At 73.0% G+C, this 24,870-nt stretch carries 14 protein-coding genes and 2 pseudogenes; 6 read left to right on the top strand and 10 right to left on the bottom strand.

The annotated features are described in order from the left end of the window. Nucleotides 1-517: 517 nt before the first annotated feature. Complete coding sequence (locus tag ACSMXW_RS32300; protein WP_485801564.1) at nt 518-1,549, top strand: LacI family DNA-binding transcriptional regulator; 1,032 nt, start codon at nt 518-520, stop codon at nt 1,547-1,549. A gap of 396 nt (nt 1,550-1,945) precedes the next feature. After that, the gene (locus tag ACSMXW_RS32295; protein ID WP_485801562.1) at nt 1,946-2,542 is read left to right on the top strand and encodes a cellulose binding domain-containing protein; all 597 of its coding nucleotides are present in this window, start codon (nt 1,946-1,948) and stop codon (nt 2,540-2,542) included. A gap of 42 nt (nt 2,543-2,584) precedes the next feature. On the opposite strand, the gene ACSMXW_RS32290 is transcribed toward ACSMXW_RS32295, so the two are convergent. The 4 genes from ACSMXW_RS32290 to ACSMXW_RS32275 all read right to left on the bottom strand — a co-directional run bounded on the left by ACSMXW_RS32290 (nt 2,585) and on the right by ACSMXW_RS32275 (nt 8,960). Next, on the bottom strand, nt 2,585-3,406 hold the full coding sequence (locus tag ACSMXW_RS32290) for a hydrolase (RefSeq protein ID WP_485801560.1): 822 nt from the start codon (nt 3,404-3,406) through the stop codon (nt 2,585-2,587). Between the two features lie 419 nt (nt 3,407-3,825). Beyond that, the gene (locus tag ACSMXW_RS32285) at nt 3,826-6,447 is read right to left on the bottom strand and encodes a glycoside hydrolase family 48 protein (protein WP_485801559.1); all 2,622 of its coding nucleotides are present in this window, start codon (nt 6,445-6,447) and stop codon (nt 3,826-3,828) included. Between the two features lie 773 nt (nt 6,448-7,220). Beyond that, nucleotides 7,221-7,760 carry a TetR family transcriptional regulator gene (locus tag ACSMXW_RS32280; protein ID WP_485801557.1) on the bottom strand — a complete coding sequence of 180 codons (540 nt, stop codon included), beginning with the start codon at nt 7,758-7,760 and terminating at the stop codon, nt 7,221-7,223. 327 nt (nt 7,761-8,087) lie between these two features. After that, a complete protein-coding gene (locus tag ACSMXW_RS32275; RefSeq protein ID WP_485801555.1) occupies nt 8,088-8,960 on the bottom strand; it encodes a fructosamine kinase family protein in 873 nt (290 codons plus the stop codon). 489 nt (nt 8,961-9,449) lie between these two features. On the opposite strand from ACSMXW_RS32275, the gene ACSMXW_RS32270 reads away from it, so the two are divergent. Continuing rightward, entirely contained in the window at nt 9,450-10,820 is a 1,371-nt protein-coding gene (locus ACSMXW_RS32270) for a glycoside hydrolase family 6 protein (protein WP_485801553.1), read from the top strand. Nucleotides 10,821-11,316: 496 nt separating this feature from the next. Here ACSMXW_RS32270 and ACSMXW_RS32265 read toward each other — a convergent pair whose 3' ends face one another. Further along, complete coding sequence (locus ACSMXW_RS32265) at nt 11,317-11,805, bottom strand: ATP-binding protein (protein ID WP_485801552.1); 489 nt, start codon at nt 11,803-11,805, stop codon at nt 11,317-11,319. A gap of 454 nt (nt 11,806-12,259) precedes the next feature. On the opposite strand from ACSMXW_RS32265, the gene ACSMXW_RS32260 reads away from it, so the two are divergent. From ACSMXW_RS32260 to ACSMXW_RS32250, 3 genes are all read left to right on the top strand, one after another. Then, nucleotides 12,260-14,131, top strand: a complete 1,872-nt coding sequence (locus tag ACSMXW_RS32260; RefSeq protein ID WP_485801550.1) for a glycoside hydrolase family 44 protein — start codon at nt 12,260-12,262, stop codon at nt 14,129-14,131. A 322-nt stretch (nt 14,132-14,453) separates the two neighbouring features. After that, complete coding sequence (locus ACSMXW_RS32255; RefSeq protein WP_485801549.1) at nt 14,454-15,467, top strand: glycoside hydrolase family 6 protein; 1,014 nt, start codon at nt 14,454-14,456, stop codon at nt 15,465-15,467. Nucleotides 15,468-15,731: 264 nt separating this feature from the next. Next, complete coding sequence (locus tag ACSMXW_RS32250) at nt 15,732-16,187, top strand: DoxX family protein (RefSeq protein ID WP_485801547.1); 456 nt, start codon at nt 15,732-15,734, stop codon at nt 16,185-16,187. 171 nt (nt 16,188-16,358) lie between these two features. Here the strand turns inward: ACSMXW_RS32250 and thrS are convergent. The 5 genes and pseudogenes from thrS to ACSMXW_RS32225 all read right to left on the bottom strand — a co-directional run. Beyond that, nucleotides 16,359-17,579: pseudogene (gene thrS / locus ACSMXW_RS32245) on the bottom strand (threonine--tRNA ligase); the annotation flags it as partial. A gap of 341 nt (nt 17,580-17,920) precedes the next feature. Continuing rightward, nucleotides 17,921-18,643: pseudogene (locus ACSMXW_RS32240) on the bottom strand (lytic polysaccharide monooxygenase auxiliary activity family 9 protein); the annotation flags it as partial. Between the two features lie 436 nt (nt 18,644-19,079). Beyond that, entirely contained in the window at nt 19,080-20,126 is a 1,047-nt protein-coding gene (locus tag ACSMXW_RS32235; RefSeq protein WP_485801545.1) for a hypothetical protein, read from the bottom strand. A gap of 993 nt (nt 20,127-21,119) precedes the next feature. Continuing rightward, nucleotides 21,120-23,663 (bottom strand): beta-glucosidase, encoded by a 2,544-nt coding sequence (locus tag ACSMXW_RS32230; protein ID WP_485801543.1) that lies wholly within the window; start codon nt 23,661-23,663, stop codon nt 21,120-21,122. Nucleotides 23,664-23,797: 134 nt separating this feature from the next. After that, nucleotides 23,798-24,784, bottom strand: coding sequence for an aldo/keto reductase (locus tag ACSMXW_RS32225; RefSeq protein WP_485801542.1), 987 nt, complete (start codon nt 24,782-24,784; stop codon nt 23,798-23,800). Nucleotides 24,785-24,870 lie beyond the last annotated feature (86 nt).

Here is a 24,870-nt window from a genome sequence, read left to right as displayed (position 1 = left end):
TCTGGAACGGCTTCCAGAGTCCGTACGCAGGCGCGAAACACCACGGGGCCTGGAGGCCGATCCCGCTGTCGGGGGAGGACAGCCGGGACCGCCGCATCGACCTTGTGGGCACTGGCGCTCGGGCGGAAGGTGGCGCACGCATTGCCGCCTGGGGGTACCCCCATGCCCGTACGGCAGTGAGTGGGGCACCTCCCATGCCCTTTGGGCGGTGTGGGGTGCCTGCCACGCCTTGAGGCAGTGGGCGGAGTACCTGCCACGCCTTTCAGGCAGTGGGGTGGGGTACCTCCCACGCCTTTCAGGCAGTGGGGTGGGGGTACCTCCCACGCCTTTCAGGCAGTGGGGTGGGGGTACCTCCCACGCCTTTCAGGCAGTGGGGGAGGAAGGAAGCGTGTTCGCAGGTGAATACCATGGCCGGGCGTGGGAAGAGCCAGAGGATGCGGAGCGGACTTCGGTCACCTGATGCGGTCCCGCGCGGCGTGGTACGACCGCAGTCGCCCCTGTCACTAGTGGAGAACCGGTGAATGATCCTGCGAAGGCCCCCACGGCGGGGCGGCCGCCCACGCTCGACGAGGTGGCGAAGGCGGCGGGGGTCTCCCGTGCCACGGCCTCCAGGGCGATCAACGGTCTGCCCTATGTGAGTTCCTCCGCCCGGGCCGCGGTGGAGCGTGCCGTGGAGAGCCTCGGGTACCGGACGAACCAGGTGGCCAGGTCGCTGGCGACCAAGCGGACCGGTTCCATCGCGCTGGTGGTGTCCGAGTCGGAGAAGTTCGTGGTCAGCGACCCGTTCTTCGCCCGGATCATGCGCGGCATCTCGGGCAGCCTCGGGGAGAACGGGCTCCAGCTCTCGCTCATCATGGCCAAGGAGCAGCACGGCGACGACAGTTCGCTGCGCTCCCTGCGCGAGGGACACGTGGACGGCGTGCTGCTGGTCAGCGTGCACGGCGGCGACACACTGGCCGGGCAACTGCTGGCGTCCGGGCTGCCGCTCGTGGTCTGCGGCCGCCCGCTGACCAGGGCCGACGTGCCCTATGTCGACGCGGACAACTTCAACGGCGCCAGTATGGCGGCCCGTCACCTGGTGGACATCGGGCGGCACCGGGTGGCCACCATCGCCGGGCCGCGGGACATGGCCGTGGGCATCGACCGGCTCAGCGGCTTCCGCCGTGGCCTGGCCTCGGCCGGGCAGCCCACGGACGCCGTGGAGCACGGCGACTTCACCATGGCGAGCGGGGAGGCCGCCATGCGCCGGCTGCTGGAGTCGCACCCCGACCTGGACGCGGTGTTCGTGGCGTCCGACCTGATGGCGGTGGGCGCCCTGCGGGTCCTGCAGGCGGTCGGCAAGCGGGTCCCCGAGGACGTCGCGGTGGTGGGCTTCGACGACTCGGACGTCGCCGCGACCGCGGTGCCGCCGTTGACCACCATCCGGCAGCCCGTGGAGGAGCTGGGCCGGACGATGGCCTGGCGGCTGCTGGCCCAGCTCGCCGGCGACCCGGATCTGCCGCCGTCCATCCTGCTGCCGACCGAGTTCGTGCGCCGCGCCACGACCTAAGCGCTCCGGGCCCCGGTGCCGCGCGCCCGGCAGCCGTGTGCCCCGGAGCCTCGGTGCTCAGAGCCCAGGGCCTCGGAGCACCGGACGTCGGGACCCTGGCCTCGGGGCCCCGATCCTCGACACCTGGGGCCTCGAAGCACCGGGTCCGAGGATGACCCTCCGGACATCTGAGGCCGCTTCCAGCACTCCCCCGGCCGGTCCCTCGAAGCCATTTACACGTCATCGAGCCCTGAGTATGGTTCTGGAAGCGCTCCCATTCCCTTCGCCCTGTGCCTTGCCTGCGGCACATGACGTCGGGCCTGCCCGGGAGGGCTCTCTCTTCCGTGCCCGAAGCGGTCCGCCGCACTTCCGGCGGTGGCGGACCGCGTCTGCCGGGCCCCACCGAAAGGTGCACACGTGCGAAGACGAGGCGAGCACACACTGCCCGCGGCCATGGCCGCCCTGGCCACCGCGGCCGGGTTGCTCCTGATGGGCCCGGGCACCGCCCAGGCCCAGGACACGCCCGGCGCGGCGGACGGCCGCACGGCCGGCGCCGCCCACGGCCACCACGGCCGGCACCCCGGGCACGGTCACCCGCCGGGCCACGGGCACCGGCCGCCGCATCACCACCATCACCATCACGGCCACCACCCGAAGCCGCCCACGGATCCGACGGACCCGCCGCCCACCGACCCCGGTGAGCCGATGGCGTGCATGGCGCTCTACAACGTCACCGAGGAACACACCGGCGGCTTCGCGGGCCAGGTGGAGGTGATGAACCACGGCACGGAGCCCATGGAGGGCTGGACGGTGACCTGGCAGCCCGGGGTGGGCACCACCATCACCGCGGTGCAGGACGGCACCCTGACACAGAACGGCGACGGCACGGTGACCGTCAGGAACGCGGCGTCCAACGCGACCATCCCGCCGGACGACGAGGTCGTCTTCGGCTTCACCGCCGACTCGGCGGGCAACAACTTCCCCATCGGGTCGATGGGGTGCACCAGCCCCTGACGGTGCCCGCGCCCCGGGAGGGGCGCGGGCCCGCGCCGTCGTTCAGGAACCGCAGCCGATCTGCGACGTGCCGACCGCGACGTCGTCGAACCAGAGCGTGTCGTTGCCGTCGGCGTAGCTCTCCCAGCCGAGCCGCAGGTTCTTCAGGTTCGGGCTCCAGTTGCCCTTGGACCGCCACTGCTGGTCGACGTCCTGGGTCGGGGTGGCGTCGGCGATCAGGCCCTCGACCGGCTGGCCGTTGACCCAGGTCGTGAGGTTGCCGCCGGTGATGCCGTACTCGATGCAGGACCAGGTGTTGGTGGGCAGCGGGATGCTCTTGCTGACGCCGACCGGGCTCTGCGCGGGCAGGGTGGCGTCGTCGGACTCGCGGTTCCACTGCAGTGCCTTGTTCTGACCGCCCATGCGCAGGTCCCTGCCGCCGTCGTTGGCGTCCTGCATGGCCGCGAAGGCGACGTGCCCGGTGGGCAGCGGGGTGCTGTGGTTGATCCAGAACCGCACGTAGAGCGAGCCGCCGGAGACCCCCGAGAGGTCGGTGCCCACGAAGGCGTGGTTGCAGTACCCGGTCTTGCCGTCCACCCGCACCGATCGGCTTCCGCTGTGCGCCTTGGTGGTGTCGACGGTGGCGGTGCCGGTGCCCGAGCAGTCCCGGACGGTGGTGTTCCACCGTCCGGACGGTGTGCTGCCGGTCTGGGTCTCGAAGCCGTCGGTGAACACGGCCGCCGTGGGTGTGGCGGGCGCCCGGCTCGCGGCCGCCGCCGGTTGCAGGGCGAGTTGCCCCGCCGCGGCGACGGCGGCGATGGCCAGTGCGGTCAGGGCCGGCGCGGGCCTGCGCCGGCGGCCCGCGCGTGCGGGTGATGAAGCCATGGGATCCTCCGGAGAGACGGGGGCGGGTGCCGATCGGCGCCGGAGCGCCGGGAGGCCGCCCGCGGCGGGGTGTACGGGCCCGTGGGAGGCGCGCGGCTCCCGCGGGAGGCCGCGGTGGAGGGCTCCCACCGAGCCCTCCACCGCGTTCGGTGGTGGTCGCGGAACCACCACCGGGGGACGCGCGTCCGGCCGTTCCTCACGAGCGGCGGCGTGAGCGAGGAGTCCGCCGCCACGGCGCGGACGCGCTCGGTGGCTTGTGGTGTGGTACGTCGTCGGCACCGGGGCCCCCGCGGCCCGCGGGCCCCGGGGGGGACGGGCTCGCCGCCGTCGTGACGGCGAGCCCGCACACCGCGGCGATCACGCATCGGGCGATACGGGATCGCCTCGTGCCGTGCCTTCCGAGTCCCTGCCCGGCCGGCTCAGCCGAACAGGTCCACGTGGATCGCGAACGCCGTGGCGATCTCGGACTGTGCCCAGAAGCGGTGGTACGTGAAGGTCGGGGCCGCACCGCCGTTCAGGTAGGCCTGCACCTTCGGCCAGTCCGGGTCGTCCTGGTAGAAGGAGCGGATCGACTCGAAGGTCGCGTTGGAGTCGATCGTGTCGCCGTTCGGCATGGTGCCGGTCCAGCCCTGCGGCACGTACGTGCCCTCGCCGGTGGACGCGTTGTACTTGTCGTCGAACCGGTTGTAGTCCGCCCGCGTCTCCGGGAGTGCGATGCCGAGGTCGTCCTGGTTGGCGTTGAGCGCGTCCAGCAGTCCCTCGGCCGTGGTCCGGGCCTGGGTGTTCCCGGAGCCGGCGGCGTAGTACATCAGGGTCTTGGCCAGCGAGGCCGCGACACCGACGTCATGGCCGGTGGAGACGACCCGCACGCTCAGGCCGCTGTTGCTGCCGGGGCTGTTCGCGTTCCAGGTGTCCGGCCGGCCGCTCCACTCCAGGCTGTCCGGGATGGTGAAGTCACCGCCCGTGCCGACCTTGGTGTTGGCCAGCGCCCATGCCACCCACTTGTCGAGGATGGCCTTGGCACGACTGTTCTTCGTGGCCTGGTAGTACTCGGCGACGCGCTCCATGCCCCAGGTCTGGAAGCCGAACCACCGGTTGGACGGCGGGTCGTGCCAGACGGGCTGCGGGTCGTAGTACATGCCGTAGAAGGTGGTGTCACCGCTCGGCGGCGTGCCGTACCTGCCGTCCCAGCTGTTGGTGGCCCCGCCGGCGATGCCGCCCTGCGGCGACTGGAGCCACTGCAGGAACTCCAGCTGCCGGGTGAGGCTGGTCGCCCAGTCCTGGGCACCGGTCGCGGACTTGGGCTTCATGTCCGGGTCGGTGGACAGCGCGTAGGCGGTCAGCGGGTCCTGGTAGCCCTGGTGGGCGGCGCCGTCGCCGATCCGCCAGGCCCAGCCCGCGTTGGTGTCGAGCGCACCGCCCCAGGCGTAGTACCAGGAGATCAGGTAGTGGTCGCTGTTCTTGCCGGAGCCGGCCGGGCAGCTGGGGCTGGTGCAGTTCCCGATCTTCTTGAAGTACTTGTCGAACATCGAGTACCGCAGGTAGTCGCCCATCTTCGTGGCCTTGGCGACGACACCGGCGATGTCCTGGCTCTTGCCCTGCTGGGCCGCGACCTTCTTCGCCTGGTAGACGACCTGCACCGCACGCGCGTCGGCGTCCGGGGCGTTGGTGTACTTCCACTGCGTGGCGTACTGCGAGTCGCCGGTGAACAGGTCCAGGTAGCCGTTCCTGCCGCCGTAGCTGAAGTCGTCACAGGACGGCTGGGTGATGGTCTCCCAGACCGACTCCGACGAGCCGCGCTGGTAGCTGTTGATGTACGAGGGGCCGTTGCCGTCGCTGCAGCTGGAGTAGCCGTAGACGTCGTCGACGTCGAGCAGCCAGTGCATGCCGTAGATGTCACTGGTGCCGTAGGCCGACTTCAGCTCGGCCGCGATCGGGTCCTGGCCCACCGCGATACCGGAGTCCAGCCTGGCCGGGTAGTCCGACATCCTCGGCGACTCGGGGGCGTACGTCGCGGGCTTGCTCGCGTCGTACTTGTCATTGGTCGGCTGGTCGGCGTGGGGCGGGATCGCGTAGGTCTCGATGGACTTCCACGCGTCGTTCAGCGGACCCCAGTCCTCGGTGATCTTGCCGTACTCGGCCTCCAGCCACAGGTAGTAGCTGAACGCCTCCGAGGTGGTCTCGTGCCCGTGGTCGGGCGCCTCGACCATCAGGGTCTCCACGGAGTGGTACGGCACCAGGATGCCGCCGAAGTCGCGGAAGTAGCCGTTCGCCGGGTCCTTGATCTTGTTGTACTGGTCGAGGAAGGCCTGCTCGTAGTCCGACGCGTCGGGCCGCAGTTCCTGGACCTTCGCCAGTCCCGACGTGTAGCCGTCGGCGCTCGCCCGGAAGGTGGCGTTCTCGAGGTCGCCGCCCTTCCTGGCCGAGGTGACCTCCACCTGCTGGGGGGTCTTCCAGTCGTCCGGGGTGAAGGTGAGCTTCTTCCGGGCGGCGGTCAGGTCGGTGGTGCCGTCGGCCCGGGACACCGTCACCGTCACGTCGTGCGCCGGTTTGGTCGCCAGGTGCACCCCGAAGGACGTCGACCTGCCCTGCCGCACCTGCTTGGTGATGGGCGAGGCCAGGATGGTCGGTTTGGCGAGCACGGTGATGTCGGCCGGCCGGGTCGTCGACGACATGCCGTCCTTGCCGAACACCTTGGCGGTGATCGAGTAGTGGCCCGCCGGGACGTCCTTCCAGTTGCCCGTGAAGGGGGCCGTGGTGTCCCTGGCGAGCAGCGTGTCGTCGGCGAAGTACTCGACCTTGCTGACGTCGCCCCTGGTCCGGGTCTGCAGCGGGACGGTGGCGTGCTTGCCCAGGAAGTAGTTGCCGCTCGGCTTCAGCGAGCTGATCGTCCCCGTGGCCGGCTTGCCCGCGCCCGTCGCCGGGGCGCCGGCCGGCGAGGCCGCCGAGACGGCGGGCAGCGCACCCGCCATCAGGGCGGCCAGCGCGACCGCGCCGGTGACGGGGCCGGGCCGCAGCCGGCGTTTCCTGTGTGGTCTCATCGCGAGATGGTGCCTCTCTTCTGTGGGGGTGGGCGGTCCTTGGGGGAACCGCGCAGGGTGCCCCGCGCGTACGGGACACGGGGCGAACGCCCCCGCGGCGGGCGTGCCGCCGGGGCCTCGCACGTGAGAGCCGGCTCCGGAATGGGCTGGTGAGCGGCCACTGCGGAGCCGGAGATCAGGGGCGGGCGTGAGCCCGGAACAACACCTCGGGTGAGCCTGCGGACCTCGTACCGGCCGGTGCCCCGCCCTTGCTTCCGGCGCCCCCGTGCCGCCCGAGGTCGTCGGCCGGCGGGGCATCGGCAGGTGGTCGGTGCGGGCACGGCGGCGGCCCTGCACTCGACAGGTGCGCCACTCGGTCTCGCACGACGTTCCTCCTGTGGGGCGGAGAAAGGGCTCGGCTTGTGCGGTGGGGTTGCGGGCCGCTTATGGAAGCGCTCCCAGTTGGGACTGTAGCGGGGACATGACAAGCTGGAAACCCCGTTGAATCAATCCGGTGCCCCGCACCCGGCGGCGACCGGCCCCACCTCGCCCTCCACACCGGCCGTGAGCAGCGGGGATCCGGCGGACGGGAGGGCGCCCGGGGTGATGGCAGAGTTTTCCGCAGCGCGGGGACACCGGAGAGCACCTGCGGACGCCGAAGGACATCGCAGGAACGAATCAGAACTTTCCCCCACCGCCCCACCTGCGGCGGTGCACCCCACATCCCCTAAGAGCGCTCCCAGAGCGGGACCCGCCCCGCCGCCCGGGGCCGTGACACCGCAGCGCGCGCCGGACTACGCCGGGGCCGCCCCGGAGACGAGGCCCGCGGCGGTGGCCTGGAGCAGGCGGGTCAGGCGGGGTTCGAAGTCGAGCGCGGCATGCGCCCAGCGGGGGTTCCGGGCGTAGAGCTCGGCAAGGGTGGCCGTGGGGTGGGAGACCTGCCAGAGGTAGGCGGTCAGACCCAGCGCGGCGGTGATGAGTTCCCGCACCTGGGCGGTGGTCATGGCGCCCGCGTCGGCGAGGGCTGCCACGATGGTGTCGTAGGCGGCGAAGGAGTTGGTCTTGTAGCGGCCGGCGCGCTCGATGCCGACCTCGCCCTCCAGGCCGAGCGGCACATGGACCAGCAGGTCGCAGAAGAGCGGCTGCGCCGCGAGCGTTTCCGCCACGACGGCGGCGGTCCCGGCCGGGGTGAGGTCCCGGACCCCGTCGAGGCGGGCGGTGAGGATGTCCCGCCACCGGTTCCAGCCGCGCTCGGCCAGTTCGAGCAGGAGCTCTTCCTTGCTCGCGAAGTACCGCCGGACGGCCGAGGACGACGGCGGACGGTGGCTCGACACACCGTCAGACCGCAAGCCTGACTGAGCCCCTGACACCACGCACCACGGGAGAGAGCCTGACACCACGGGAGGGGCCACCTGCCTCTGGACGCGGTGGCCCTCAGGCCGTCCCGGCACCCAGGCCGCCCAGGCCTCTCTGGCCTCCCAAGCCTCCCGGACTCCCAGGCCGCCCTGGACTCCCAGGCCCTCCTGGACTCCTGGGCTCCCAGTCGCCCAGGCCTCCCAGGCCGCCGCCATGTGCTCGTCAAGACCTTCTGCGGCCTTCAGGCCGTCTGCTCGGGCCGGCGCGGTGGGGCGGCCGGCGGCCCGGGGTGCCCGTCCCCCTGCTCACCGCCTGGTGAACGGGGCGACGACCTTCCGGATGTGGTCGAGCACGCCCCACCGGTCCCCTTCGTGGGCGACCGTGCTCAGCAGCTCCCGCAGGTGCAGGATGCGCAGCCGCTCCCGCCAGCCGTCACCGAGCGGACACACCTCGCGGTACGCGCCGAAGAACCGGTCGGACTCGTCCGGGGCGGCGGCACTGTGGAACATGCTCAGGTCGACGTCGGGCCACGTCCAGGAGACGGCGGGATCGATGAAGGCGGGCCGCCCGTCGGCGGTGAACGTGATGTTGCCGCGCCACAGGTCACCGTGGGTCAGCACCGCCGGGGTCGGCGGCACCATCTCCGGCAGCCGGTCGCAGATCCGCTCGATGGCGGCCCGTTCCGCCGCGCTGAGCGTCTGCCGCACCCGGGGCTCGGGCAGGTAGCGCAGGATGCGCCGGGCTGCAAAGAACTCGTGCCCGTCGTCCGACCAGGCGTTGTGCTGCGGCAGCAGCCCCAGCCAGCCGTCCCGGTGCCAGCCGTGCCGCTCGCCGCGCACGCCGTGCAGGGCGGCCACGGCCCGCCCGGCCGCCTCCCAGAAGGCCAGCGGTACGCCGTCCAGCGGCCGTAGCTCCTCGAGCAGCAGCAGCCGGTCGCTGACGTGGCGGACCTCGGGAACGACGAGCCCACCGCAGGCCCCCAGCACCGCCAGCCCCTCCGCCTCACACGGATACAGGCCGTCCGGCGCCGCCGGCGAGTACTTGACGACGCGCCGGACGCCGTCGGGCCAGGTCGCAAGGGCCACGGTGTTCACCACACCGCCGGTGAGCAACTCGGCGTCGACCACGCCGTCGTCGAGGCCGTCGGCTCGTAACCGCGCACGCAGTTCGGTCAGCACGGGCGCAGTATGCCGCAGTTCCGCCCCCACGCACACGGCACGACCAGCCGGCGACGCGGTCCCACGCCACCACACCGACGTGGTCCGCACCCCCGGCGGAGAACCACCCGCTCCCGGCACCCCGCGAACAGGGTATGGACGGCCGTCCACAGGTCTGGAAGAGTCGACTGGACACCTGGACGGGAAGGGACGTCCCGCCGGGCGCACCCGGGTCCTCCACGGGCGTTGACCCCGCCCGGCATACGACCGGGCGCACTCCGCACGCCCCAGAACGCGTTCTGACCTGCCGAGCACCAGGCGAACGGACACCGGATTGTTGCCGGCTCTTTTCAGAGTGTTACGGCGCTGGTACGGTCAGAATCTGGAAGCGCTTCCATCCATGGAAACATGGGAGCGCTCCCAAATCCCCCCGCCCGTTATGGAGCGACGTTCGTGGCGTTATGTCATGACCACGACAACTCCGTCGCGGTCACAACGAAGGAGCTCAGCATGAGATCAGGCCCCCCACGCAGCTCGCGCTACCGTCGCGGCAGCCTCGCCGCTGTGGCCGCGATGGCGCTCGCCTCCGGGGTGATGATGGTGGGCGGTGGCACGGCCAGCGGTGCCGCCGCCGCACGTGTGGACAACCCGTACGCGGGTGCCAAGGTGTACGTCAACCCGGACTGGTCCGCGAAGGCCGCCGCCGAACCCGGTGGTGCGGCCGTCGCCAACCAGCCCACCGGCGTCTGGATGGACCGCATCGCCGCCATCCAGGGCACCGACGGGGCCATGGGACTCAAGGCCCACCTCGACAGGGCGAAATCCCAGGGCGCCAACCTGATCCAGATCGTCATCTACGACCTTCCCGGCCGTGACTGCGCCGCCCTGGCCTCGAACGGTGAGCTCGGGCCCACCGAGATCGACAGGTACAAGACGCAGTACATCGACCCGATCGCGAAGATCGAGTCGGACCCGGCCTACGCCAACCTCCGGATCGTGAACACGATCGAGATCGATTCGCTGCCGAACCTGGTGACGAACACGGGAAGCCGGGCGACCGCCACGCCCCAGTGCGACACCATGAAGGCCAACGGCAACTACGTCACCGGTGTCGGGTACGCGCTGGGCAAGCTCGGCGACGCCCAGAACGTGTACAACTACATCGACGCGGGCCACCACGGCTGGATCGGCTGGGCGGACAACTTCGGCCCCACCGCCCAGCTGCTCAAGCAGGCCGCCACCACCGCGGGTGCGACGGTCGACGATGTGGCGGGCATCATCACCAACACCGCCAACTACTCGGCGACCCAGGAGCCGTACTTCAAGGTCACCGACGTGGTGGGCGGCCAGCCGGTGCGCTCGCAGGCCAAGTGGATCGACTGGAACGACTACGTCGACGAGCTCTCGTTCGCCCAGGCCTTCCTCGCCGAGATGAAGAAGGACGGGTTCAGGAGCGACATCGGCGCGCTGATCGACACCTCCCGCAACGGGTGGGGCGGCTCCGCGCGTCCGACCGGCCCGGGACCGCAGACCAGCGCCGACGCCTACGTCAACGGCGGCCGCATCGACCGCCGCATCCAGCTGGGCAACTGGTGCAACCAGTCCGGTGCGGGTCTCGGCGAGCGCCCGAAGGCCTCTCCGGCCACCGGCATCGACGCCTACGTCTGGATGAAGCCCCCGGGCGAGTCCGACGGCGCCAGCCAGGAGATCCCGAACGACGAGGGCAAGGGCTTCGACCGGATGTGCGACCCGACGTACACCGGAAACCCGCGCAACAACAACAACATGTCCGGAGCGCTGCCCAACGCCCCGCTCTCCGGTGACTGGTTCTCGGCACAGTTCCAGGAGCTGCTGAAGAACGCCTACCCGCCGGTCCGGTAAGCAGGCCCACGGCAAGCGGGCCAGACGGCGCCGCACTCCGGGACCCCGTGCGATCCTCACGGACCGCACGGGGTCCTTCGGTGTGCGCGCAGCGCCCGTGCGCGTGCGTCGAGTGCCGGCACGTCCATGGCGCCGGGCGCACTCGTGCGGGTATACGTCGAGCCCACCCGGGCAGGACGTCGGGCGCCTCGTGCACTCGTGTGGGCGCGCCCGTGCAACTCGTGTGGCACGCCCGTGCAAACGTGTGGGCGCGCCCGCGCAGGCGTCTGGGCGCGCACCGGCGTGAGAGCGCCCGTGCACGTGCGTTGAGAACCTGTAGGCAAGCCGGGGACGGATACCGGTGCGTACCGGGGCGGGACACCGCCCTGACGGGGACGAGGACGCGGCCCGGGGCCGGTGGCCGCGGGCCGGACGTCACGGGCGCCGAGGGCGCCGCACCCTCAGCCGCACACCCGGCCGAGCCGCGCACTCCGCTGAGCCGCGCCCCCGGGCACCCCTACGCACTCAGCGGAAGGCGGGCCGCCACCGTCTTGCCGGTGCCGTCCCGGTCCGCCCGGACGGCCATCGCGCCGCCCGTCTCCGCGGCCAGGTCCCGTACCAGGCGCAGCCCCCACCCGCCGCTGCCGTCGCCGCGGGGCCGGGCGAGCGGAAAGGGGCGGTACGGGTGCCGGTCGTGGACGGCGACGGTCAGCTCACTGTCGGTCAGGCTCAGGCCGATCTCGACATGGGGGGAGACGGATGCGGCGTGCCGCACGCTGTTGGTGACGAGTTCGCTCAGGACCAGCAGGGCGGTCCGCCGCAGTTCGTCGTCGTGGGCGAAGCCCCAGGCGTCCAGGGTCTGGCCGGCGATCGCGCGCGAGGCGGGCACGGAGACCGGGTCGGTGGGCAGGGAGAAGTCGCACGACAGGACGAGGCACCCCGCGGGATCGCCCCTCGGCGGATCCAGCTCGTCCCCCACCGGCGAAGGCGCGTCAAGAGCGGTCATCGGAACTTCCTCGTTTCGGTGTGCCTCTGCCTCGTCGGACTCCGGTCGTGCCATCCGGGTGGTGCGGGCCGCGCTCGGAACGCTCCTGAAACCCCGTCATGGAAGCGCTCCCACAAATCATGACTGTAACGAGTGGTCAACCCCTGCGGAAGTAGCGGGGCCGCAAAGACTTGAAGGATCACGGCACAGGAACCACCGCGTGAGACCTTGTTGAAACAAGAGTTGAACATCCTCTTGACGCGGTCGGGTCACCGGCTGTTCTCTGGAAGCGCTCCCAGATCCTTGCGTCTTGAACTTCCCGTCAGCGGCATGTCATGCCCAGGTCAGGAAGTACGAGACCGCGCACCACAGCTCTCCCCGTCACCGTGCCGGTGGCCCACGGACGTGTGTTCCGGTGAGCCGCGGCGGTCGCGGTCACACGCCGTTCTCGTGCTCTTTCAGGGAGGAGCCCGTCATGCACCCCAAACGGTCGCCGGCCTGGCCGCTGCTGGCCGCGGCGGTGGTCACCGCGACGACCCTGGTGGCCGGGGGCCCGCTCGCCCACGCGGCGGACGGCCCCGCGCTCACCGTGGACGCCTCGGCGGCCGGCCACCCGATCAGCCCGGACATCTACGGCATGAACTTCGCCGACGCCGGCCTGGCCGCCGAGCTGAAGCTGCCGGTGGACCGGTGGGGAGGCAACGCCACCACCCGGTACAACTACCTGACCAGCACCAGCAACCGGGCCAGTGACTGGTTCTTCGAGAACATCCCGGACGAGGTCGCCGACCCGGCCCGGCTGCCGGACGGCTCCAGCACCGACCAGTTCGTGGCGAAGGACCGGGCCGCGGGCGCGGACACCATCCTGACGGTGCCGCTGATCGGCTGGGTTCCCAAGGACCGCACGAAGGCCTGCGGGTTCAGCGTCGGGAAGTACGGACCGCAGCAGAGCACCGACCAGTGGATGCCGGACTGCGGCAACGGCATCGCCGCCGACGGCAGCACCATCACCGGCAACGACCCCACGGACACCAGCGTCCCGGCCGGCGCCCGCTACGTCACCGACTGGCTGCGCCACCTCACCGGGGAGTACGGAAAGGCCGCGAGGGGCGGTGTGAAGTACTACGACCTCGACAACGAGGCCGACATCTGGCACGCCACACACCGCGACGTGCACCCGGACGGCGCCGGCTACGACGAGATCAGGGATCGCACCTACTCCATCGCGGGCGCGGTCAAGGCCGTCGACCCAGGGGCCCGGACACTGGGCCCGGTCGGCTGGGGCTGGAACTCCATCCTGCTCTCCGGCCTGGACCAGAAGACCTGCAACGAGGCCGGCGGCGACTGCTGGTCCAACCCGCCCGACCAGGCCGCGCACGGCGGCGTCCCCTACGCCACCTGGTACCTGCGGCAGATGGCCGCGTACCAGCGGCAGCACCACACACGGATCCTGGACTACTACGACAACCACTGGTACCCGCAGGGCACCGGCATCACCGGCGGCGGAGAGGACGCGGCCACCCAGGCGCTGCGGCTGCGCTCCACCCGGCAGCTGTGGGACCCGGACTACACCGACGAGAGCTGGATCAACCAGCCGGTGGACCTGATCCCGCGGATGCGGCGGCTGGTGGACGAGAACTACCCCGGCACCAAGCTCGCCATCAGCGAGTACAACTGGGGTGCGCTCGACCACATCGACGGCGCGCTCGCCGAGGCGGACGTGCTCGGCATCTACGGGCGCGAGGGCCTGGACCTGGCCACTCTCTGGTCGCCCCCGGCGCCCACCGACCCGGGTGCGTACGCGTTCCGGATGTACCGCAACTACGACGGCAGGGGTTCGGCGTTCGGCGACACCAGTCTGCCGGCCGCGAGCGCCGACCCCGACCAGGTGTCCGTCTTCGCCTCGCGGCGCTCCTCGGACGGTGCGCTGACGCTGATGGTGGTCAACAAGTCCACCGACGAACGGACCGCACCGCTGAGCGTCGCCGGTCTCACGAACAGTGCCCGGGCCCAGGTGTTCCAGTACAGCGGAGCGGACACCTCCGGCATCGCGCGGCTGCCCGACCAGGCCGTCGAGGGCGGCAGGGCTTCGCTCACCCTGCCGGGTTACTCCGTCACCGAGCTGGTCGTGCCCGCGGCCGGCCAGGCCCGGGGGACCACGCACGGCGCCACCGCCCACGGGGGCGACGCGGCCGGGCAGCACACCTCCACCGCACCCGTGCACGACGCCCGACCGGCCACCGGCGACCGCGACGTGCCCCCCGCCCGCCCGGTGTCCACCCGGAACGTGCACACCGTCACCGGCACCACACTGCCGCGCACCCCCACCGCGGCACACCACGGCTAGGCGCTCACACCCGCTCACCTCCCCCACGGTGCAGCCGAGCGCCGCCGGGCCCCGATCCCCCTGCCGGGCCCGGCACCCGGGGCCGCGACCCCCAGGGCCCACCAGGCTCCGCGGCCCCACCCCACGCCCGTCCGGCCCGACAACCCGCCCCGCTCGGGCCGGACGCCACCTCCCCCCACACACCGTCGCCCGCCCCGGCGCCGGACGGCACACCGCACCACCCGCACCCGCACACCGGCCGGTGGCGCCACCGGCCGGTGTGCGCCCACAGCCCGTACCCGGTAGGCCCCAAGGCTGCCTCCCCCACTTCCAGGAGCCCCCCATGGCCAGCAGCAAGCCGATCCGCACGCACCGCCGCACCGGTGCCGTACGTGCCCGCAGGTCCGCGCTGGTGGCGGCCTGCGTGCTCGCCGCCACCGCCACCGCCGCCCTGGCGGTGCCGGAGCGCGCGGCGGCCGCCGACTCGCCGTTCTACGTCGATCCCGCCACCAACGCCGCGCAGTGGGTGGCGGAGCACCCCGGCGACGCGCGCGCCCAGGTCATCAGGGACCGGATCGCCACCGTGCCCCAGGCGCGCTGGTTCACCGAGACGAACACGGACACCGTCCGCGGCGAGGTGGACGCCCTGGTGGGCGCCGCCGCCACCGCCGGGAAGATCCCGATCCTGGTCGTGTACGACATCCCCAACCGGGACTGCTCGGGGGCCAGCAGCGGCGGCGCCCCGAACCACGCCGCCTACCGGGCCTGGATCGACGAGTTGGCGGCCGGGCTCGGGGGCCGGCCCGCGACCGTCATCGTGGAGCCGGACGTCCTGTCGATCATGAGCCAGTGCCAGAGCGGCGCGCAGCAGGCCGAGACCGAGGCCTCGCTCGCCTACGCGGGCAAGGCGCTCAAGGCGGCCTCGTCGCAGGCGAAGGTGTACTTCGACGCGGGGCACTCCAAGTGGCTGGCGCCGGCTGCCATCGCCTCCCGGCTGGTCGCCGCGGACATCGCGAACAGCGCGGACGGCATCGCGACCAACGTCTCCAACTACAACCGCACCGCGGACGAGGTCGCCTACGACAAGCAGGTGCTCGCCGCGGTCGGCGACCCGGATCTGCATGCCGTCGTGGACACCAGCCGCAACGGCAACGGGCCCGCGCCGGGCGCCGAGTGGTGCGATCCCGCGGGACGTGCCATCGGCACCCCGTCCACCGACCAGACGGGCGACGCGCGGATCGACGCCTTCCTCTGGGTCAAGCTGCCGGGCGAGGCGGACGGCTGCGCGGGGCCCGCCGGGCAGTTCGATCCCCAGCTCGCCTACGACCTGGCCACCGGAGCCGCCGCCCGTCACTGACCGGACGGGTCACGCACCCACCACCCGGACCTCCGTCGAGCCGGCCCCGCCCGACGCTCCCCGGCTGTGCTGCGGCCCCGCCGATGACCACCGGTCAGGCCGCGTCCCGCCATGCGACCAACGGCGGACGCGGACCGGCCGGGGGCGCGCGCAGTTCCGTCCGACCGCGGACGGGGACGCGCGCGTCGCACCGCCCACGGTGGCGCCCGACGGTCGCCACCGTGGTCCTTCCTGATCATCGCGCATGCGAGAAAGGGCCTCTCGATGGATCAGTTGGACAAGCACAGACCACATGTTCTCGGACTCTTCCGCATCGTCGTGGCACTGCTCTTCGTCTGCCACGGCGTCTCGACACTCTTCGGTGTGCTCGTCACGCCGCACGGCGGCGGCTCGCCCTCCTTCGGGCAGTGGCCCGGCTGGTGGGCGGCTGCCATCCAGTTGGTGGGCGGCGTCCTCGTCCTGGCGGGCCTCGGCACCCGCCCGGCGGCCATGGTCTGCTCCGGTTCCATGGCGTTCGCCTACTTCACCCAGCACCAGCCGCACGAGTTGCTGCCGATCCAGAACGGCGGTGAGCCCGCGGTGATGTTCTGCTGGGCCTTCCTGCTCGTGATGTTCTCCGGTCCCGGCAGCTTCGCGCTGAGCTCCGCCGTCGTACGGATGCGTGGCGCGGCGGTGCCCGCCCCGGCCGTGCGGGGGGTGACAGGCTCCCGGCACGCCTGACAGGACCGGCCGCCGGCGGGTTGAGGGTCCCGCCGGCGGCCTCCCGGCCGTCCGGGCCCCGGCAGGGGCGCGGGGCCGTGTCCCGCGGGCCGTGTCCCGGGGCACCTCCCACGCCCTCGATCCGGCGGGGCTCCGCCGTGCCCTCGGTGCCCGGCACCGTCACACCGCGCGCTACCGCCAGAGGTCGGTGGCGTGGGCGGTGACGAGGTCGTGGATACGGACGAGGGCGTCGCCGGCGGGCAGCGGTGGGAGCCGGCGCCCGTCGCGCAGGCGCAGCGCGAGGGTGCCGTCGGCGGCCTCCCTGGCGCCGACGAAACCCTGGTAGGGCACCAGGCGCGCCCCCCGGACGCGCGCGCCCAGGCTGCCGCGCTCCGGTCCCACGGCCTCGGCGCGCAGCCCGAGTTCCCGGCAGCGCCGCACCAGCTCCTCCGCGCCGGGTGACTCGGCGCCGGAGACGGGGAGGACGACCATCTGGGTGGGGGCCAGCCAGGCGGGGAAGGCGCCCTGGTGCTGCTCGATCAGGTGCGCGACGGCCCGTTCGAGGCTGCCGATGATGCTGCGGTGCACCATGACGGGGCGGTGCCGCTCGCCGTCCGCGCCGGTGTACCGCAGGTCGAACCGCTCGGGCTGGTGGAAGTCGACCTGGACGGTGGAGAGGGTGGTCTCCCGGCCGGCGCCGTCGGCGACCTGCACGTCGATCTTGGGCCCGTAGAAGGCGGCCTCCCCCGGGGCCGCCTCGTAGGGCAGACCCGAGCGGTCGAGGACGTCGGTGAGCAGGGCGGTGGCGTGCCGCCACAGGCCGGGCGCGTCGACGTACTTGCCGCCGGGGCCCGGCAGGGAGAGGCGGTAGCGGGCCGCGGTGATGCCCAGCGCCCGGTATGCCTCGCGGATCATCTCCAGGGCGCCGCGCGCCTCGTCCGCGACCTGGTCGACGGAGCAGAAGATGTGGGCGTCGTTGAGCTGGATGGCCCGCACCCGGGTCAGCCCGCCGAGCACCCCGGACAGCTCGGAGCGGTACATGCCGCCCAGCTCGGCCATCCGCAGCGGCAGTTCGCGGTGGCTGTGCGCGCGGGAGCGGTAGATCAGCGCGTGGTGCGGGCACAGGCTCGGACGCAGCACGACCTGCTCGCCGCCCAGGTCCATCGGCGGGAACATGTCGTCGCTGTAGTGCGACCAGTGCCCGGAGATCTCGTACAGCTCCCGTTTGCCGAGCACGGGCGAGCACACGTGCCGGTATCCGGCGCGCCGCTCGGCGTTGCGGATGTACTCCTCCACGGTGTGCCGTACGGTCGCGCCGTCGGGCAGCCAGTACGGCAGCCCGGCCCCGATCAGCGGGTCGGTGTCGAACAGGCCGAGCTCGCGGCCGAGCCTGCGGTGGTCCTGCATGGCGGTCTCCTCGCTGCCCCGCGGGGGCGAGTGACCGGACCTACGACGAAGCCCCGGGGATCGCCCCGGGGCTCTCGATTCAAGGCATCGGTCAGCGCGCCGGGAGACTCTCCGGCGTCGTCGTCTGGGTGGCGCGCTGCATACCGGGAGGGTAGCAGAGGCGGTGAGAACGCTTCCGGAGCCGCGCGGGACCCCGACCGCACCAGGTCCGCGACCGCACGGGGTCCCCGCGCCCGCCGGCGCGGGGACCCGGGTGCCGCCTGCTCACGCGGGGCGTGCCGCAGGAGCAGGCGGCCTCACGGCCTGTTGTCGGGCGCCCGGCGCGGGCGCCGTGGCCGTCCTCAGAACGTGACGTTGCCGTTCCCACCGTCGAAGACGATATCCGAGCAGGAGAAGAAGTTCTCCTGGCTGTCCGAGCGGACCCACTGGATGAACAGCAGTGCGTTGCCGCTGCGGCCCGAGGGCAGGTTGAGGTTCCAGTAGTAGTGTCCGCCGTCCTGGCCCGCGCCGCCCTGCTGCGGCGGGTTGGTGACGGTCTGGATCAGCGACATGTCGCCCCACGCCAGCGGGGTGGTCGGGGACCAGCCCTGCTTGGTGAGGTAGACCCGGAAGTCACCCGGGTGCGCCGCCCAGTTGCTGTACTGGATCTGGATCGTCGAGCCGGACGTCAGGTGGGTCTTGGGCCAGTCGTTGCGGGCGGCGTTGTAGGCGGAGAAGTTGTACGGGGACTTGTCGCCCGCGCTGCAGATCTTCCCGTCCGGGACGTAGCCCTGGCCCTTGCCCCCCGCGTTGGAGTCGAGGACGGCGAACCAGTTGTACAGCGGGGTGCCGCCGGACTGCGCGAACGCGGCCTTGCAGGCCGCGTTGGTCGGGTTGAGGGCGCCGGTCGACGACTGGCCGTTCTTGTAGCACAGGTATGTGCGGGAACCCGGCGCCATGGCGACGCCGTGGGCCGATGCCGGCGACGGCAGGGACACGAAGACCAGCGCCAGCAGCGCGGCCCCGAGCACGCCCAGCAGACGCTGCGCGCGGACCGGGACCTTCGCTCTGTCGAGGGGTCGGATGACCATGAAAAGTCTCCTTGGGGGTGAATGCCACCGCGGCAGGCAGCCGGTCCGTGGACCGGACGGTTGCGGCCCGCCCGACGCGGGTTACGGGTGACCGTGCTGGTGCTGCCTCCCACCGCGGCGCGCAACACGTGGGGGGTGTGGGGTGGGTGTCAACTTGACGGGACCACGCCAAGTGGGAGCGCTCCCATAACGTAGCGCGCGAGACATGACGCGTAAATGCTCTTGCGGAGACTCTTCGATGCTCCACCGGATGTCCGCGAGATTTTCACAGGATGACCACAGTGATACGAGCGGGGCGGCGCCGGGTGAACGCGGGGCCGGGGGCGGGCGGGGGGAGGCACCCGGCAGGGTGGGCATGGGGAGGCACCCGGCCAGGTGCGATGCGGTGCGGTGCGGCCGAAGGGCGCAGCTCGGCCGCGGGAGGCCCGGCGCGCCGTCAGCCCGAGGTGTCCAGCAGGTCGGAGAGGTCCCCTGCGAGAAGCAGCTCCAGCACGAGCTGGGGGCTCTTCTCGGAGGTGCCGGTGACCCTGACGACGCGTCCGCCGCCGGTGACCGTGACCTTGGTGCCGGAGAGCAGGTCGCTCCAGCGGAGCCGGCTCAGCCGGGTCCTGCCGCGCGCGAGCCGGTCGCGGACCGCTTCGGCCACCTTCTCGGCGTCGTCCTTCGAGGAGGCGGTACGGCAGGCGAGCTGGGTGAGCGCGGTGGGGCTGCCGCCCACCACCCCGGCGCCGGTGACGAAGCCGGCGGGCTCCGGGGACGCCGCGCCCATGGCCATGTGCTGGTCGGTGAGGGTGGCGGCGAGGGGGCGGCCAAGACAGTCGGCGACGGCCCGGAAGTCCGGGTCCCCGGCCAGCGTGTCACCCTCGCCAGCCGCGCTGAGCATCGCCGCGTCCGCCCTGCTGTCGGCGCGCACCAGGGTGTGGCTTCCGGCGGCCAGGACGTTGAAGTCCGCGGTGGCGCGGGAGAGTTCCGCGAGCTTCCCGGTGCGCGGGGCCTTCTCGTCGCCGGCCAGCCGCCACAGGGTCAGCGGGCCCGCGCTGCCGTCCTTCCGCGCGCCCATCGCCTTCGCGCCGGACACCACCGCGGCCGTGTCGATGCCGCCCTCGAACCGTCCGCTGCCGTGCTCCTGCCCGACCTCCACCACCTGGTCGGCCCTGCTGCCGTCGAGGTGGAGCTGCGTCTTGGCCGCCGCGTCGCGGGCCTGGGTGGTGGCCCAGCCGTAGGACGCCATCGCCGCCAGGCCGGCGGCCGGCCTGCCGCCGCCGAGGGCGCGCTGTGCCGCCAGGTCGCCGTAGCTGGTCCAGGCACGGGAGGCGTCGGTGCTGCGGACCTGGTCGAGCTGTCTGACCAGCGGGGTACTGTCCGGGCCCACCGGGGCGGCCCGCCGGCCGCCCCCGTCGGCGTCCCCGCCGTCCGAGCACCCGGCGGTGGCCAGTGCCGCCAGAACCGTGACCGCCGCAGCGGCGAGCCTCGCGCGTTGCATCCGAGCGTTCCCTTCCGTCATCGGGGGACACGGTGCGGTCCTCACCGTGGCGGTGCCTCGTGTCGGACGCGGGGGCGGCCGGCCCGGTGCCACCGCCGCGCCTGCGCCCGCGCCCTGACCGCCCGTCCGGTTCCGGGCCACCGGACCGGACCGCCGTGCCGTTGCCTGAGCACGCCGCCCCGGTCACGCCCCGGCCCAGGACTGGGTGCGCTTCCAGAACGTCGCCGGCGCGACTGTACGGCGACGGGAACGCCGTCGGGGAGCACTTGCTCAAACATCCACCATGCTCACAGGTGCGGATCCGGAGTTTCCCGGCGAAACCCGGCCCTACCGGCTGCGCTCCCCCGTCGCTCCGGAGCCCTTCCGGAAGGCATACGGCGCCGCCACCGTGCCGACGCATGGAAACGCTTCCAGCACGTGGCACGTCGCGGAAACCGGTCCGGAGGCTGATGGACGTCGGAGGAGGTGAACCGGGATGTGACCGAGTGCGACCAGGTGTGGCCGGATGATCCGCCCCCCGGACGGGACTATGCGCCGCCCTCGGACCGGACTCGTCACGGACCCGGCTCGGGATCCGTTCACGGGGCCCGTTCACGTGACCCGGTGGACGAATCCCGCCGCGACCAGGATCCACCAGGCGTCGGGCCACCTGCTCGTCGCCGCAGCCGGCCGTACCGGTGCACCACGTGCCGGCCCGACCCGCGGGTGGCCCGCGGGTGGCCCGCGGGGCACGTCCATAGCTACTCCTTCCGGGGACCGCTGTGCGGGGACTGCGGCGGATCCCCGCCCGGCGGGTGGAGCGGAACCCCGTCCGCCGGGCGTGGCGGGGCCCACTCTGCGCGGCCGGCGTTGCACGGCTTGTGGAATCGTTGATACCGGGTCGGCCGAATCCGGTCGTCCACCCGCCCGGCGCGCGTGCCGCCCGTCGTCGGCCGCCGTGACCAGGCGGTACAGGGCGGACACGGCCGGCGGCACGGCCGCGCCGCCGGGCGGTCAGGGCGTCGTGACCGGGGCGGCGGGCGCGATGGTGACCTGGGCCTGCATCACCCGCTCGAACCCGACCCGGCGCACCGGACCGGTCATGGTCACCGGCAGGGTGGCCCGGATGTCCGCGCTGGAGGCGCCGACGCGCAGCTCCACCGCACCGGGGTCGACCCGGCGTCCTCCGGTGCGGCCGGTGTACGAGGTCTGGTCGGCGTGCAGGCGGATGGTCAGGGTCCGCTGCCCGCCGGGGGCGAGGTCCACCCGCGGGGCGGCGAGCAGCAGTTGCTCGGGGCGGGCCACGTCGGCGACCGGGTCGTGCAGGTAGACCTGCACGACGTCGGAGACGGGGACGGCGGCCGTGTTCCGGACCGTCACGGTGACGTCGTAGGTGCCGTCGGTGGGCCAGGTCCCCGACGGGTCGCCCTCGATCGCCGTCCACCGGGTGGGGTGGTAGGAGAGGCCGTGCCCGAAGGGGAAGAGGGGCGTGGGGTCGATGTTGCTGACCTGGGTGCGACGGCCGAGTGGCGCCGCGAGGTAGGTGGTGGGCTGGTTGGCGCCGGCGCGCGGGAAGCTCACCGGGAGCCGGCCCGCGGGGTCCACCCGTCCGGCGAGGACGTCGGCGAGCGCCGCGGCGCCCTCCTCGCCCGGGAAGAAACCGCACACCACGGCGGCCAGCCGGTCGGTCTGCCGGGACAGTTCGTAGGGCCGGCCGACCAGCAGCACCAGCACCACCGGGGTGCCGGTGGCCAGCACGGCTTCGAGCAGGTCCTCCTGACGGCCGGGCAGCCGCAGGTCGGTGGCGTCGCAGCCCTCGCCCGAGGTGCCGCGGCCGAAGAGCCCCGCCTGGTCGCCGAGGACGGCCACGCAGATGTCGGCCTCGGCCGCGGCCCGCGCCGCGGCGGCGATCCCGGCGTCCGTGCCGGCGTCCGTACCCGTGCCCGTGCCCGCGTCCGTACCCGTGCCCGGGGCCGTGGCCGGGGCCGTGGCCGTGCCGTCCTCGTCCCGTGCGGTCCCCGGGGAGGGCGGCACGGAGTCGGAGACCGGGCAGCCCCGTTCGTAGCGCACCTCGTATCCCGCGGGGTCGGCGCGCAGCGTCTCGACCAGGCCGGGCACGTCGATGCCCATCGGCACGTCGGGGTGGTGCACGCCGACGTGCATCGGGAACGAGTAACACCCCATCATCGCCTCCCCGGTGGCGGCACGCGGGCCCACGACGGCGAGCCGGCTGCCCGGGGGCAGCGGCAGGGTGCCGCGCCCGTTCTGCAGCAGCACCACGGAGCGGCGGGCCAGGTCCCGGGCGAGCGAGCGGGTCGTGGTGTCGTCGAGCGCCACCGGGGTCCCGCCGGCGGCCTCCGCCGAAACCGGCGCCTCCGGCTGCCAGCCGGCATCGAGCAGGCCGAGCCGGCACTTCTGTGCCAGCACGCGCCGGGCCGCCCGGTCGACCAGGGCGGCGTCCACCTCGCCGGCCTCCACGGCGGCGACCAGCCCGGCCCCGAAGGCGTGCACCGTCGGCAGCTCGACGTCGATGCCCGCGGTGAGGGCGAGCCGGGCCGCGTCCACCTGCGAGCCGGCCACATGGTGCAGGGTCTGGAGGAACGCCACGGAGAAGTAGTCGGCGACGACGGTGCCGGTGAAGCCGTAGGTGTCCCGCAGCAGTCCGGTGAGCAGGTCCAGGTCGGCGGCCACGGGCACCCCGTCGATATCGGCGTAGCTGTTCATCACCGAGTCGGCCCCGGCCCGCAGCGCCATCTCGAAGGGCGGCAGCAGAACGTCCGCGACCTCCCGGCGCCCGGCGGGCACGGGGGCGAGGTTCCGGCCGGCCCGGGAGGCGGAGTAGCCGACGAAGTGCTTGAGGGTGGCGACCACGCCCGCCGACTGCACCCCGCGCACATAGGCGCTGCCGATGGTGCCGACGAGCAGCGGGTCCTCGCCGATGGTCTCCTCCACCCGGCCCCAGCGCAGGTCACGGGCCACGTCCAGCACCGGGGCGAGCCCCTGGTGGATGCCGAGCCGCCGCATGGCCGCGCCGATCTGGGCGCCCATCCGCTCGACGAGGTCCGGGTCGAAGCTGGCGCCCCAGCACAGCGGAGACGGGTAGACGGCGGCGGTCCAGGCGGCGAGACCCGTCAGGCACTCCTCGTGCACCAGTGCGGGGATGCCGAGCCGCCCGGCGGACACGATGGCGCGCTGTGCGTTCGCGACGCTGCGGGCGCCGGCCACCGGATCGACGGGGGCGGTGCCGAAGGGGCGGGTCAGCTGGCCGATGCCCGAGCCGATCAGCTCCTCCCAGGGCACCGGGAGGGTGGCGAACTCGTGCTGGTGCGGGGCCACCTCGCCGTCCGACCGGGAGACGCCGACCCACACGCCGTACAACTGCGCGACCTTCTCCGGCAGGGTCATGGCGGCGAGCAGGGCCTCGACGCGCTCCTCGACGGACCGGGCCGGGTCCTGCCAGGGGGCCGCCCGGTCGGCGGGGGTCTCAGCGGGGCCGCCGGGCCCGTCCGAGGGCTCGCCGGCGGCGGGCGAGGGGCCGGCGGTGGGGTTCACACTCATGGGTTCTCCGTTGCGGGGTTCGAAGCGACGGCACGGGCGCGTGCCGGAGCGGCGCCGGGGCGCGGCGCGGGGCGCCCGCCCCGTGCGGCGCCGGGACGCCGGGGCAGCGGGCGGGCGCGGGTCGGTCCGGGTGGTCAGGAGAGCCAGTACGTGCGGGGCGGCACATGCCGCTCGATCTCCTCCCACAGGCCGTCGGGTACCGGCGTGGTGGCGAGCCGGAGCGTGGCGGCCACGCGGGAGGGATGCGAGAAGCCGACGATGGTGGAGGTCACCCGGGGGTCGCGCAGGGAGAACTGGAGCGCGAGCGCGGCGAGGTCCACCCCGTGCGCGGTGGCGGCCCGGCGCATGGCGCGCACCGCCTCACGGACCGGCTCGGGCGTGTCACGGTAGGCGTACCGGGGCTGGGCGTCGGGTCCCTTGACGAGCATGCCGCCGCCGTACGGGGCGCCGTTGACGAACGCCGTGCCCTTCTCGCGGGCGAGGTCCATCAGCGGCTCCGCGCTGCGGTCGACGAGGGTGAAGCGGTTGTGGTTGACGACGGCGGCGAACTCGCCGGTGGCGACGAAGCGCAGCATCAGGTCGAGCTCGCCGCCCGCGACACCGAGGTGGCCCACCACTCCGGCGTCGCGGAGCGCCATCATGGCCTCCACCGCTCCCCCGGGTGCCATGGCCTCCTCGAACGTCAGGTGGAACTCGGGGTCGTGCAGGTACAGCACGGGGATCCGGTCGAGGCCGAGCCGCTTAAGGCTCTCCTCCACCGAGCGGCGCACCCGGGCGCCCGAGAAGTCACCGGTCTCGGGGTCGGCGTCCGCCTTGGTGGCGAGGACGAACCCCTCGGGGAGGCCGCCGCGCCGCCGAAGCACGGCGCCGATGCTGCGTTCCGCCGTGCCGCCGCCGTAGTTGTTGGAGGTGTCCATGAAGGTGAACGGGCCGTCCAGGGCGGCCGCCACGGTGGCCTCGGCACGGTCGCCGTCGACGCTGTAGCCGTAGAGCGCGGGCATGCTCGCCAGCGGGCTGGTGCCCACGCAGATCGGGGTGACGCCGAGGCCGGTGCGGCCGAACGGCCGGGGGACGGCGGGGTCGGGGACACCGGAGGCCGGTGTGGGAGGGTGCGCGGTCATCGTGGGTCACCGCCTCGGGGGGATGCCGGCGGAGTGCGGGGCCGGTGCTCTGTGACCGGGGGCCGGTTCTCCTGGGTGCTCATGGC

The organism is Streptomyces sp. DSM 116793, assembly GCF_057320905.1.
This window is presented reverse-complemented; position numbering and strand designations above follow the sequence as displayed.

Bases quoted from the DNA above. Each gene is read 5' to 3' on its own strand.
- ACSMXW_RS32290 (WP_485801560.1), bottom strand. From the start codon at position 3,406: ATGGCTTCATCACCCGCACGCGCGGGCCGCCGGCGCAGGCCCGCGCCG.
- ACSMXW_RS32285 (WP_485801559.1), bottom strand. From the start codon at position 6,447: ATGAGACCACACAGGAAACGCCGGCTGCGGCCCGGCCCCGTCACCGGC.
- ACSMXW_RS32270 (WP_485801553.1), top strand. From the start codon at position 9,450: ATGAGATCAGGCCCCCCACGCAGCTCGCGCTACCGTCGCGGCAGCCTC.
- ACSMXW_RS32265 (WP_485801552.1), bottom strand. From the start codon at position 11,805: ATGACCGCTCTTGACGCGCCTTCGCCGGTGGGGGACGAGCTGGATCCG.
- ACSMXW_RS32260 (WP_485801550.1), top strand. From the start codon at position 12,260: ATGCACCCCAAACGGTCGCCGGCCTGGCCGCTGCTGGCCGCGGCGGTG.
- ACSMXW_RS32255 (WP_485801549.1), top strand. From the start codon at position 14,454: ATGGCCAGCAGCAAGCCGATCCGCACGCACCGCCGCACCGGTGCCGTA.
- ACSMXW_RS32250 (WP_485801547.1), top strand. From the start codon at position 15,732: ATGGATCAGTTGGACAAGCACAGACCACATGTTCTCGGACTCTTCCGC.
- ACSMXW_RS32235 (WP_485801545.1), bottom strand. From the start codon at position 20,126: ATGCAACGCGCGAGGCTCGCCGCTGCGGCGGTCACGGTTCTGGCGGCA.
- ACSMXW_RS32230 (WP_485801543.1), bottom strand. From the start codon at position 23,663: ATGAGTGTGAACCCCACCGCCGGCCCCTCGCCCGCCGCCGGCGAGCCC.
- ACSMXW_RS32225 (WP_485801542.1), bottom strand. From the start codon at position 24,784: ATGACCGCGCACCCTCCCACACCGGCCTCCGGTGTCCCCGACCCCGCC.